At 68.3% G+C, this 12,291-nt stretch carries 11 protein-coding genes; 9 read left to right on the top strand and 2 right to left on the bottom strand.

The annotated features are described in order from the left end of the window. Window positions 1–127 precede the first annotated feature (127 nt). Window positions 128–880 (bottom strand): NADPH-dependent F420 reductase, encoded by a 753-nt coding sequence (locus tag ACIBTS_RS13820; RefSeq protein WP_399319171.1) that lies wholly within the window; start codon window positions 878–880, stop codon window positions 128–130. A gap of 186 nt (window positions 881–1,066) precedes the next feature. Between ACIBTS_RS13820 and ACIBTS_RS13815 the strand changes: the two genes are divergently transcribed. The 3 genes from ACIBTS_RS13815 to ACIBTS_RS13805 all read left to right on the top strand — a co-directional run bounded on the left by ACIBTS_RS13815 (window position 1,067) and on the right by ACIBTS_RS13805 (window position 4,678). Continuing rightward, window positions 1,067–1,237 carry a TetR/AcrR family transcriptional regulator gene (locus ACIBTS_RS13815; RefSeq protein ID WP_399319170.1) on the top strand — a complete coding sequence of 57 codons (171 nt, stop codon included), beginning with the start codon at window positions 1,067–1,069 and terminating at the stop codon, window positions 1,235–1,237. Between the two features lie 60 nt (window positions 1,238–1,297). Then, window positions 1,298–1,627 (top strand): hypothetical protein, encoded by a 330-nt coding sequence (locus ACIBTS_RS13810; protein WP_399319168.1) that lies wholly within the window; start codon window positions 1,298–1,300, stop codon window positions 1,625–1,627. A gap of 564 nt (window positions 1,628–2,191) precedes the next feature. Continuing rightward, the gene (locus ACIBTS_RS13805) at window positions 2,192–4,678 is read left to right on the top strand and encodes a SpoIIE family protein phosphatase (RefSeq protein ID WP_399319167.1); all 2,487 of its coding nucleotides are present in this window, start codon (window positions 2,192–2,194) and stop codon (window positions 4,676–4,678) included. Window positions 4,679–5,374: 696 nt separating this feature from the next. Here the strand turns inward: ACIBTS_RS13805 and ACIBTS_RS13800 are convergent. Beyond that, window positions 5,375–6,046, bottom strand: a complete 672-nt coding sequence (locus ACIBTS_RS13800) for a FadR/GntR family transcriptional regulator (RefSeq protein WP_398684138.1) — start codon at window positions 6,044–6,046, stop codon at window positions 5,375–5,377. A gap of 150 nt (window positions 6,047–6,196) precedes the next feature. Between ACIBTS_RS13800 and ACIBTS_RS13795 the strand changes: the two genes are divergently transcribed. From ACIBTS_RS13795 to ACIBTS_RS13770, 6 genes are all read left to right on the top strand, one after another. Further along, a complete protein-coding gene (locus ACIBTS_RS13795) occupies window positions 6,197–7,855 on the top strand; it encodes an alpha/beta fold hydrolase (RefSeq protein ID WP_399319166.1) in 1,659 nt (552 codons plus the stop codon). Window positions 7,856–7,891: 36 nt separating this feature from the next. Continuing rightward, a complete protein-coding gene (locus ACIBTS_RS13790) occupies window positions 7,892–9,175 on the top strand; it encodes an amidohydrolase family protein (RefSeq protein WP_399319164.1) in 1,284 nt (427 codons plus the stop codon). Window positions 9,176–9,317: 142 nt separating this feature from the next. Next, window positions 9,318–10,073 (top strand): sulfite exporter TauE/SafE family protein, encoded by a 756-nt coding sequence (locus ACIBTS_RS13785; protein ID WP_399319163.1) that lies wholly within the window; start codon window positions 9,318–9,320, stop codon window positions 10,071–10,073. Between the two features lie 119 nt (window positions 10,074–10,192). Continuing rightward, on the top strand, window positions 10,193–10,513 hold the full coding sequence (locus ACIBTS_RS13780; RefSeq protein WP_399319161.1) for a hypothetical protein: 321 nt from the start codon (window positions 10,193–10,195) through the stop codon (window positions 10,511–10,513). Window positions 10,514–10,567: 54 nt separating this feature from the next. Further along, entirely contained in the window at window positions 10,568–11,200 is a 633-nt protein-coding gene (locus ACIBTS_RS13775) for a TetR/AcrR family transcriptional regulator (protein WP_398684133.1), read from the top strand. Between the two features lie 150 nt (window positions 11,201–11,350). After that, window positions 11,351–12,106, top strand: a complete 756-nt coding sequence (locus ACIBTS_RS13770) for an SDR family NAD(P)-dependent oxidoreductase (RefSeq protein WP_398684132.1) — start codon at window positions 11,351–11,353, stop codon at window positions 12,104–12,106. The last annotated feature ends 185 nt before the right edge of the window (window positions 12,107–12,291 follow it).

The following is a 12,291-nucleotide window of genomic DNA, read 5'->3' as shown; positions in this document are numbered from 1 at the left end:
TCGAGCCGGAACCTCTGCTTCATCGCCGAGCGGTCCTCGGTCGAGCTCGCCGGTGAGCTGCTGGAGGTCTGCACCGACGGTCTGGTCGCGTTCGACAAGCTGCCTGTCCGACTCTCCTGAGCCGGGCTCAGTCCTGAGCAAGAGTCGCGCGGGCATCGCCTGCGGAGCGCCGTACGGCGGTACCGGTCAGTTCCTTCACTGTGTCTGCCGGTACCAGGAGGCTCGAGGTCTCGGAGAACCAGTGCCACTTCTCCGCATCGGTCAGCCCTTCGGGCTGTGCGGGCAGGTACGGCTGGACGTAGACGGGGGTACCCGGCTCGCTGCGCCAGCTGTCGGCAAGGGTTCCTATGTCGACAGCGTCGTAGCCCAGCACGTCCAACAGCTCGGCCACCTGTGACTTGGCGAGCGCGTCGTCGCCGGCGATGGGCAGGGCACTGCGGTCGTCGGCGCCGGCGCGCCGGGCGGAGGTGAACAGTCGCACGAAGTCGATGTTGTTGAAGGCCTTGACCACGTTGGAGTTGGCCAGGTGCCTCTGCACCAGGGCACTGGAGGTCTGCTCGGCGGCATCCAACTCCGCTATCCGGTCGTCGCGCTCGGGATAGTAGTTCATCGTGTCGATGACGGTCTTGCCGACCAGGGCGGCAGCGGGGAGCTGCTGGTAGGAGTTCAGCGGGACCGTCGCCACGACCAGGTCACCGGCCTGTGCAGCCTCGGCGGGTGTGGCCGCGCGTGCGTGCTCGCCGAGTTCGGCGACAAGGTCGGCGAGGGTCTCGGGGCCGCGAGAGTTGCTGAGTACGACATTGAGGCCGGCGACGACGGCGAGACGGGCCAGCGCGCTGCCGATGTGGCCGGCACCGATGAGTCCGAGGGTCTTGGTCATGGGTCATGCCTCGTTTCCATGGGTAGAAGTGGGAATCGCGATGCGAGATATCGGCTGCGGGGGCTCACGCTTCTGTCGTGGGCCACGGCTGACTGCTGATCCAGGCGGCGCCGTCGGGCAAGAGGACGGCGCCTGGCGAGGTCGGCGGGTTTCCCCTGCGCTGCAGACGTGCTGCAGTGCCATGGCGTGCAACTGTCGACAGTCCTGCTGCGGCCGGGGCTCGGCCATTTCCGCCGCGAGGGCTTCGAGAAGGTCACCGTCAACGACCTGGCCGCGGCCGCCGGAGTATCGCGCAGCACTTTCCTGCGCTACTTCGGCAGCAAGGAGGATGCCGTCCTCAGCGCCGTTGACGCCTAGGGCGAGCAGATCGCCGATGCTGTACGGGCCCGGCCCGCCGACGAAGACGACTGGACGGCATTGCGGCGCGCACTGGACACCGTCATCAGGCCCCACCGCCAGGACCCCGACGGCGCACTCGCAATGTCCCAGCTGATCATGCAGACGCCCGCGTTGTGTGCCCGAAGCCAGGAGAAGCAGAACGGCTGGCGCCCCGCCATCGCACAGGCGCTCGCCGAACGCGACGACCCGGCACGGCCTCCCACCCTGGGCCCACTGGTGCGCGCCGCCGCAGTGGATTGTCTGAACATCGCGGTCAACCACTGGACCGCCTCCGACGGTCACGGCGACCTCGACGACCTGCTCGACGACCTGCTCGACGAAGCCTTCGCCGCAATCGCCCCGCGCTGAACAAGACGGATCGGATCGGAGTACCCGAGTCGCAAGCACGGACGGCGCTCCACTCGATGCCGTGGGGCGCGCCGCCCGTTGGTCGATCAGCCGGCGGATGACAGCGGGCCGGATCGATGTCGACAAAAACCCTCCGCGCCAGGGCGACGCACGCTCCTCATGGCGTGCTTCCAGGGGGAGCCACCGCCGGGACCAGTGTCCAGGTCAGCGGCTGTTCCCGTGGCAGTCGAGCGGGGCGGCACCTGAGGTATCCGGGCGGGGCCTCCCACTCCTGCCGGGTGCGCAGGATGCTCGACTCGGGCAGAAGTCCGAACTCGGGGAGGCTGTGCAGTGGGCGGGAACGGACCTGCACTGCCTACGCCGCGCCCGCGCGCGGCGTACCCGGCGGTCGATGCGGGCGGCCGTCGACGGGCCTTCCGGACCCACGACCGACGCGCGTGGGCCACGGCAGCGGGCGCCGCAGCAACCGCCCCGCAGTTCGGAGGTAGGACCCTGGCACGCCGCATCCCGGCGGGCACCGACCCGCCTGCACCGACAGCGCACGGGCCATAGCCGGAGCCCGCCTTGTCGGCAGACGCGTTCGGGGCCATCGTAGGCTATGACACTTACGGCAAAACGGTCAGGATGATCATCATGGGTGTCACATTCGATCGGCTCGTTCCTGGACCGCCTGGCGCCGACAAAAACACGTCCGCCGTCGTCGTCATGACGGACCCGAGCGGCCGCGTGACCTGTTGCAGCCCCGCGGTGCAGCGACTGCTCGGATACGCCCCTGCGGAAGTCATCGGCAGGCCCGTGGCCGAGTTGCTCTCCGAGGACGGCACGCGATTTCGTGACCGGGAGGGACGGGGGCTCAGTGCGGAGGCGCGTCTGGGTTTGCTGCAGGACGGTGAGCGGGAGGTCGGTTTTGCACTCACAGCCGTGACCACCGAGCGAACCGGCGTGGTGACGGAGAATGCTGATGCCCGCAAGGAAGAAGCGCTCATGCGGCGGGAGTTCGACCAGTACCCCACCGCTCTGGTGATCTACGATCGGGATGGTCGGCTGCTGCGGATCAACGAGAAGATGGCGGAAGTGATCGGCCGTCCCGAGGACGAAGTCCGCGGCCTGCACCTGACCGAATTCCTGCAAGGGCCGACCTTCGAGGAAGCCGAGCGGCGGGTCCTACGGGTGGCAAAGACCGGTGAGCCGGACTACATGGAGCACGAGGTCAGTACACCGCCCGGAAGCAAGGCGCACCCTTGGGTCGCCCAATTCTTCCCGCTCAAGGACGCGGCCGGCGAGGTGAGTGCGGTGAGCCTGGCGGTGTACGACTACACCCAGCAGCATTACTCACGGCAACGGCTACAACTGCTGAGCGAGGCCAGGACCCGCATCGGCACCACCCTTGACGTGGCCGGGACGGCCCGGGAACTGGCCGAGGTCGCCGTTCCCCGCTTCGCCGACTTCGTCACCGTCGACCTGTTCGACGCCGTTTTCCAGGGTGAGCAGCCCGGTCCCGTTCTCGCCGGCCGTGGTGCGGCGCTGCGCCGGGCCGCGAACCGGTCTGTTTACGAGTGGGCGGGGGAGGCCGCACTTTCCGTCGGCCAGAGCCAGGTCCATCTATCGTCTTCTCCTGTCACCCGCTCCGTCATCACTGGCCGTGCCGAACTGCATGGCATCACCGACCCGGAGATCGTCGGTTGGCTCGCCGATGATCCGGTACGCGCGGACCTGTGCCGCAGGTATGGGGCGCATTCGCTGATCACAGTGCCGATCCGCGCCCGGGGCACGACCCTGGGTACGGTCCTGTTCCTGCGCCATGCCGCATGTCCGGAGCCCTTCAGCCTCGAGGATCTGGCGTTCGCGGAGGACCTGGTCGCCAGGGTCGCGCTCCACGTGGACAACGCCCGCCGGTACACGCGCGAACGCGGCATCGCGCTGGCGCTTCAGCGCGCCCTGCTGCCCCCGAGCCCGATCCCCCATGCCGCGGTGGAAATCGCCGCCCGCTACCTGCCGGCGGGCGGCGATGCCGAGGTGGGCGGCGACTGGTTCGACGTGATTCCGTTGCCCGGCGCACGGATCGGCCTCGCAGTCGGCGATGTCGTCGGGCACGGCATCAACGCCGCCGCCACCATGGGGCGCCTGCGCACCGCCGTGCGGACGCTGGCGGACGTCGACCTGCCTCCGGACGAGCTCCTCACCCACCTCGACGACATCGTGACCCACGCCGCGTATGAGCGTGAGGCGGAGAGCTCCGAGAGCGCCGGCGACATGGGCGAGCCTTCCGGGGACGTCGGAGCGAGCTGCCTGTACGCGATCTACGATCCAGTCTCCCGCACCTTCTCCATAAGTCGGGCGGGCCATCCCGCCCCGATCCTGGTCCATCCGGACGGCACCCCACACGTCCTCGACCTGCCTGCCGGCCCGCCGCTCGGCCTGGGCAGCCTTCCCTTCGAGGCAACCGACATCACGGTGCCCGAAGGCAGCCTGCTGGCCGTGTTCACCGACGGGCTCCTCGAGACGCGCGAGCACGACATCGATGAACGGCTCGATACGCTCTGCCGCGTCCTGGCCCGTCGCGTTCCCACGCTGGAAGCTCTTTGCGACACGGTCCTGGAGACACTGCGGACCGAGTCCCAGGCCGATGACATAGCACTGCTCATCGCTCGCACCCGGGCCCTCCACCAGGACCATGTCGCCTCCTGGGAGATCCCCGGTGATCCGGCTGCCGTGGCCGAGGCTCGCAAGCATGCCTCCGACTGCCTCACGGCATGGGGGCTTCAGGAGTCCGCCTTCGTGACCGAGCTGGTGGTCAGCGAACTGGTCACCAACGCCATCCGTCACGCCGCCGACCCGATACGGCTCCGGCTGATCAAGGACCAGTCGCTGATCTGCGAAGTCTCCGACGGCAGCAGTACGAGCCCGCATCTGCGCCGGGCACGCCTGTCCGACGAGGGCGGCCGGGGCCTTTTCCTCGTCGCCGAGTGCACCGAACGCTGGGGCACTCGCCACACCCGCGACGGCAAGATCATCTGGGCCGAGCAGCGCCTCGTGCCCTCCCCCGTATGAACGGGATTCAATGCACAGACGTGAGCTGTTGCATCAGCCCACGTACCGGCACGCCAGATATGAGCGAGGCATGTGCGCCTCGCCTGCCTGACGAGCGGAGGCAGTCCTGCCACCAGGGCGACACCATGGCAATGGCCGGTTGCGGGTCGAGGCGCATGTCCATGGCCGGCCGTATTGGTCCCGCCAGGTAGGTAACCGCATCACCCAGCGTCATCACGCCATCGGCCCCCACGATGTTACGGCCGTTGCCGCAGCGGGCGGTTGGTCGGAGAGCTGGCCGTCCTGGACTCCCCACATGCGCACCGCCCCACACGGCGGGGAGCAGCCCGCCCCCCCCATTACCGTCTTCGCAACCCCGCAACGGGGCTACCGGCCTTCGGAGTTGGCATGACTACCTCCCCTTGTCAACCACGACTGGCTCGCCCATGACCGTCCGGCCCGGTACGAGAGCGTCCAGTCGACGGTGCGGGTGCCGATGCGCGACGGCAGCAGGACCTGGGTCGACGTCCCCGGTGCTGAAGTAGCGGCACCCGGAGCGCGAACGTCGTTGGGTCGCAGCGCAGTTACGCTGCGACCCAACGGATACGCCCAGACCCGAATCAAGCAACTCCTGTCCGTGACCTCGTCCCTTCTCCTGCAACACGGACCTGACCGACGAGGCGACGCATTGGAGCTCAGGCAACGGCCACGGTCGAGTCACTCGGCGTCGCCGAGGAGAGTGCGGCGGACGTGCCGTAGGTGACTTTTCATCGCCTCGCGTGCGGCTTCCGCGTCCCGTTCCTTGACGGCGGCGACGATCTGCTCGTGCTCGTCGCAGTAGCAGCGGTGACGCTGGGCGTCGAAGGTTCGCTTCTTCAGGCCGCCCCACACGGGCTGGCGTCGGGCTGACACGAGCAGCGAGCTGACGTTGATCAGGACCGCGTTGTGTGTGGCCAGGGCGAAGCTGTGATGCAGCGAGGTGTCCCATCGTTCGAACTCCTCCGAGGTGGCAGCCTGCTCTCCGCCGCGCAGGCAGCGCTCCATCTCGGCGACGTCGGGGCCGGTTGCCGACAGGACGGCGAGCGGCATGAGTTCGGGTTCGAGGGCCATGCGGGCGGTCATGATCTCCGACGGGCTGGGGTGATCGTGGCCTTCGGGGGTTGCGGTCCCGTCGGGGGCGAGGAAGGTGCCCCGCCCGACGTGACGCAGGACGATGCCGCGACTTTCGAGGTCCTCCAGAGCGGTCCGTACCGCTGCGCGCCCCACACCGACGGCAGTGGCCAGGTCACGTTCAGTGGGCAGACGGTCACCGGGCTTGAGTCCGGCTTCGACTACGTGCCGCTGAATGTGCCTGAGAACGCTGGCCGTTGGGCCGACCGGGTGGCTCATGTCCCCTCCTCGCCAAACCAATGCGGACCAATATTAGCACCACCCCAAACCAATTACCGGCCGGTAGGTCATTGACCGACGCGAAACACGTACTTAAGGTCACCGATACGAACCGATAGCCAAGATTGGTTCCAATTGGTTGGAGGGCCGGTGCGGTACGCACGGATTCACACCACTGACGGCGTGCGCGTGTGCGCGGTGGACCAGCAGGGGACCACACGAGCGGTCCGCTTCGCCGACACCGGCGAGTGGATCACGGAGTTGCAGCAGATCATCGCCGCCGGGCCGGCGGCCGGGAAACGTGTGCAGGTCGACGGCCAGGCCGCGGACGGCAAACTGCTTGCGCCTCTGGTGCCGCACCGCAACGTCTTCTGCGTGGGACGCAACTACTCCGAACACGCCGCCGAGTTCGCCCGCAGCGGGTTCGATGCCACCGGGTCGGCCGACGGGCAGCACATCCCCCAGCACCCGGTGGTGTTCACCAAACCCGCCGCGTCGGTCATCGCCTCCGGAGATGTGGTCGATCCCCACACCGATCTCACCTCCGCACTGGACTACGAAGGTGAGATCGGCATCATCATCGGGCGCCGCTGCTCGAAGGTCTCGCGCGAAGAGGCTCTGCGGTACGTGTGGGGCTACACCTTGATCAACGACGTGACCGCACGGGATCTGCAGCGTGATCACAAGCAGTGGTTCATCGGCAAGTCCCTGGACACGTTCTGCCCGATGGGCCCGTGGGCGGTGAGCGCGGACGAGATCGACATCGAGGATCTGCAGCTGCAGACCCGGGTCAACGACGAGCTGCGCCAGGACGCCAACACCTCTCAGCTGATCTTCGATGTGCCGACCATCATCGAAACGCTGTCGGCCGGCATCACGCTGGAGCCCGGCGACGTGATCGCCACCGGCACCCCGGTGGGTGTCGGGATCGGCTTCGACCCGCCCAAGTACCTCACCACCGGAGACCGCGTCGTCGTGTCCGCGCCGGGCCTCGGCGAGCTGACCAACGTCATCGGCCCGGTACCGGGCCGCGACCGTCTGCAGTCGGCGGGTGCGGCGCGGCTGTTCGTGGAGAAGAGCGGGCAGGGAACGCCCGTCGTGTTCATCCACGGCCTGGGCGGTGCCACGACCGTCTACGACCAGCAGGCCGCCGCGCTCGCCGAGACCCACACGGTGCTGCGGTACGACCTGTCCGGGCACGGACGCTCCCCGCGCGCCGGTGTCCCCAACATCGCCGACTGGGTGGAGGAGCTGGTGGCACTGCTGGACGCCGAGGGCATCCAGGAGACGGCAGTGGTGGCCCACTCCATGGGGACCCTGGTGGCGTCCCACTTCGCGGCCGCGCACCCCGGCCGGGTCACCCGGCTGGCCCTGCTCGGGCCGGTGCGCGCCCAGAGCGAGCAGGCGCGGCAGGCCACCTTGGCCCGGGCCCGCACGGTGCGGGAAGGCGGCATGTCGGCCGTGGCCGACGCCATCGTGTCCGTGGCCACCTCTGAGACGACCCGCACCGAGCGGCCGCTGGCCGCCGCCATGGTGAGGGAGCTGCTGCTGGGACAGGACCCCGAGGGCTACGCCCTGGCCTGCGAGGCCCTCGCATCCGCCGAGGAGCCGGATTTCGCCGGCATCAAGGCGCCGGTGTTGCTGCTGACGGGCAGCGAGGACAAGACCAGCCCCGTCGCCGTCAATGACGCGATCTTCTCCCTGTTGCCCAAGGCCCGCCTGAAGGTCCTCGACGGGGTCGGCCACTGGCACACCGTCGAAGCCGCCGACCAGGTCACTTACGCACTGCAGGAATTCCTCGCCCGCTGACCATGGCAAGAGCCGCTTGAAAGGAAGGTGACGAGGATGTCACCCAACACCTCGATCCTGTTCACGAACGTCCGTGTCTTCGACTCGACCGGCAGCGAGCCGTTCGACGGAGAGGTCCTCGTCCGCGGCGAGCGCATCGCGGAGGTGCGCCGCGGCAGCGGTGACCTGTCCCGGGACGGTGTGCGCGTCGTCGACGGGAGTGGGCAGTTCCTCATGTCCGGCCTGTGCGATGCCCACACGCACTTCTCCTGGATCGACTCTGCGGATCTTCCCGGCCTGGGCCGTCTGGGCGTCGAGGAACACACCCTGCTCTCGGCCAAGTCGGCCCTGACCTACCTCAACTGCGGTTACACGATGTGCGTCGGCGCGGCAGCGGCCAAGCCGCGGCTGGACGTCGTCATCCGCAACGCGATCAACGACGGGCTGATTCCCGGTCCCAGATACCTGGCCAACTGTCAGGAGATCGCCGTCACCGGCGGCGAGCTCGTCGACGGGATCACCGCCTTCGCCGACGGCCCGGAGGAAATGCGCAAGCAGGTCCGCCGCAACGTCGCCTACGGCGCCGACCTGGTCAAGCTGAGCATGTCGGGCGAGGAGATCACCGGCAACAAGCACGCCGAGGACAACTACTTCTCCGACGAAGAGGTCCTGGCCGTGACCACCGAAGCCCACCGCCGCGGCCTGCGGGTGTGCACGCACGCCCGCTCCGCCGAGAGCGTGAAGATGTCGCTGCGCAACAACGTCGACATCGTCTACCACGCCAGCTTCATCGACGACGAGGGCATGGACATGCTGGAGGCGAAGAAGGACGAGGTCTTCGTCGCCCCGGGCCTGAACTGGCTGGTGGCCACCCTCCATGACGCCGCCGGCTTCGGCTACCCGCCAGAAGCGGCCGAGGCGGCCGGCTACAAGCACGAGCTGGAGTGCGCCATCGCAGGGCTGCAAGAGATGCGCAGGCGGGGCATCCGGGTCCTGCCCGGCGGTGACTACGGCTTTGCCTGGACACCGCACGGCACCTACGCCCGGGACCTGCAGCACTTCGTCGACCTACTCGGCTACACCCCGATGGAAACGCTGCTGGCCGCGACGAAACTCGGTGGCGAGATCATGCGGATGCCCGACGAACTCGGGCAGATCAGGCCCGGCTTCCTCGCCGACATGATCCTCGTCGACGGGGACCCCCTGCAGGACATCACCGTGCTGCAGAACCGCGACAACATCTCCGCGATCATGAAGGGCGGCTCCTTCCACAAAGACCCTGACGACAGTCGCCTCGGCAGGACCTCCTCCCCGACCGAGCAGCCCGTCATCGTTTCCTGAACCGTCCGACAATCCGGCGCCCCCGGTCCCCCTGACCGGGGGCGCCGGCACGTCCACACCGCGCCGGCCAAAAACGGCAGGCGCGGGCAAGCCGTGTGCGCGGCCCGCAGGCCGTGGGCCGGTGAAACACGGAGAGGCAGTAGTGGACTTCCTTGCGGCTACGGCCATCACCGCAGCCGGCGCGGCAGCCGGGGCGTTCAACGCGGTGGTCGGCTCCGGAACCCTGATCACCTTCCCCACTCTGCTCGCTCTGGGCTATCCGCCCGTCCTCGCCAATGTGTCGAACAACATCGGACTGGTGCCCGGAGTGCTCGGCGGCGTCTGGGGCTACCGGCGTGAACTGCGCGGCCAGGCCCGCCGCCTGGCCCACCTCGCCACGGCCTCCGCCCTGGGCGGGCTGGCAGGAGCACTGCTCCTGCTCAGGCTGCCGGCCCGGACGTTCCAGGCAGCGGTGCCCGTACTGATCCTGACCGCCTGTGCACTCACCCTCGCCCAGCCCTACCTGCGCCGCAGCCTGGACCGGCGCACGCGGACGCCCGGGCACGGGCCGCCGGGACTGTGGGCGGCAGTCTGCGCAGCGGGCGTGTACGGCGGCTACTTCGGAGCCGCACAGGGGATCGTCCTGATCGGCTTGCTGGGCTGTTCCGTTCGGGAGAGCCTGCACCGCCTCAACGCCGCCAAGAACGTCCTGGCCGCGATCGTCAACGCGGTTGCGGCACTGGTCTTCGTCGCCGCCACCAAGGTCGACTGGTCCGTTGCCGCATTCATCGCGCTCGGATCGACGCTCGGCGGACTGATCGGTGCCCGCGCGGGCCGCCGCCTGCCACCCGCCGGGCTGCGAACACTCATCATCGTCGTCGGTGTCGCCGCATCCGCCGTCATGGTCCTGTGGCGGTGACTCGACGGACAACTGCCGTCGCCCAGCGTCGACAGAGCTTGCTGTGCATGCCGGGACGCAACGCGACGGGGCCGATGACGCCATCATCGATCTGCGGGACATGCCGGGTTCTGGAGTCCGTGACGGATCTCCACGAACTGGCCTCGAACCGCCCGCCCGCCGGTGCGGTAGAGCCCCTCGCGGTGGTCTTCTCCGACGAGACGATCGGCACCAGGACTTCTGGCCGCACTCTGCGCGAGTTGGCCGACCGCCCCGAGCCAACCGAGGCCGCGATCGTGGTCTCGGGCGGGGTCGGCGCCTCCCGTACCGACTGGTTCTCCCGCACCAATCCGGACCGGCCAGACCGGCCAGAGCGTGCCACCGCAGCGGTGCGTCGCCATCGGCATCCCGCCGCCGTCCAGCACTGCATCGGCATGGATGCCTCGAGTCCGCACAGCTAAGCCATGAAACTGAGTGTCATACTGGCAACCGACACGCGATGCTGGGAGTGAGAGATGACTGCGCGAGTGGGCGTGCCAAGCGTACGCACGAAGACCCGGGACATCGCGCGCGCCGCTGTACGGGCCGAACTGGCCCAGATGGCATTCGACCTGTTCCTGCGCGAAGGGTTCGAGAAGGTCACTCTCGATGACCTGGCCACTGCGGCCGGGGTCTCCCGCAGCACCTTCCTGCGATACTTCGGCAGCAAGGAAGAAGCGGTCCTCAGCGTCTTCGAGGCTCATGGCGAACAGGTCGCCGACGCCGTTCGCGCCCGCCCGGCCGACGAAGACGACTGGACGGCGCTGCGTAATGGGCTGGACACCGTCATCGAGCACTACCGTCAGGACCCGAACCGGGCCCTGACGACGACCCGGCTCGTCCTCGACACCCCCGCCCTGTGCGCCCGCCAGCTGGAGAAGCAGCGCGGATGGCTGCCCGCTCTCGCGAATGCCCTTGCCGAGCGCACCGATTCACCGCAGCTCGTGACGCTCGACATCTCGGTGAAGGCAGCCGCGGCGCTGGCCTGTCTCAACATCGCGCTCGACTACTGGACCGCCTCCGACGGCGACCTCGACCTCGTCGATCTGCTGGACCAGGCCTTCGCCGCACTCAGCCCACGACAAGGTGACGGAACCCAGGCCAACTAGGCCGCAGAAAGACCGACCCACAGCAGCGCCAGTTCGCCTGGACGCTGCTTTTTTCATACCCGACTCTCATTTTCATAATCGACTAATCATTGCTACTGTGACACTCAGTTCCACAATTGACCGCCGGTTTCCCAACAGCTTGGAGTACCGATGTCCACCCCGTTGAACGGCAAGACCGCACTCATCACCGGATCCACCAGCGGTATCGGCCGCGCCATCGCCGACGCACTGGCCGAGCGCGGCGCCCATGTCATCGTCTCCGGCCGCAACGCCGAGCGCGGCGAACAAGCCGTCGCCGGAATACGCGAAGCCGGCGGAAAGGCCGACTTCATAGCGGCCGACCTGGCGTCCGCGGACAGCGCCCGGGCCCTGGCCGAGCAGGCCCGAGCGGTCACCGGCCAGATCGACATCCTTGTCAACAACGCGGGCGTCTTCCCCGAGGGCTTCACCGTCGACACGGCGGAGGACGTCTTCGACACGGTCTACAACACCAACGTCAAGGCGCCGTTCTTCCTGGTCGCCGCGCTCGTTCCGGCCATGATCGAGCGGGGCTCCGGCGCGGTCGTGAACATCAGCTCCTTCGCCGCCGACAAAGCGGCACCGGACAGGGCTGCCTACTCCTCCAGCAAGGCCGCGCTGAACAACCTCACCAAGGCATGGGCCAAGCAGTACGGCCCGTCAGGCGTGCGGGTGAACTCTGTTGCTCCCGGCCCCGTACTGCCCGAAGAGGTACAGGCCGCGATCGCCGGTGACCCCCGTGCCTCCGCAATCCTGGACGCCCTTCCCGCACGTCGGTTCGGTCTCCCCCGCGAGATCGGCGAGGCCGTCGCCTACCTCGCCTCCGATGACGCCGCCTTCGTTCACGGCGCGTTCCTGAGTGTGGACGGAGGCGCGGGCCTGGCCTGACCGGCGTCAGGCGATGTGCACAGTCCAACCCGTCATCGAGGACGTGCCATGATGCCCGAGCGACAGGGAGCGAACTCATCACCGCGCCGGGCACACCACCGATGACGATCGAGCCAGGGTGGCCGTGACCGAGGTCGACCCCGGTCACCGTCCGTCAGGCCCTCCCGTGGCAGCGGAGGCATTGG

The organism is Streptomyces sp. NPDC050121, assembly GCF_044460385.1.
In the GTDB taxonomy this organism is placed as follows: domain Bacteria; phylum Actinomycetota; class Actinomycetes; order Streptomycetales; family Streptomycetaceae; genus Streptomyces; species Streptomyces soliscabiei.
Note: the sequence above shows the minus strand (reverse complement) of the source record. Positions and strands in the feature narration are given on the sequence as shown.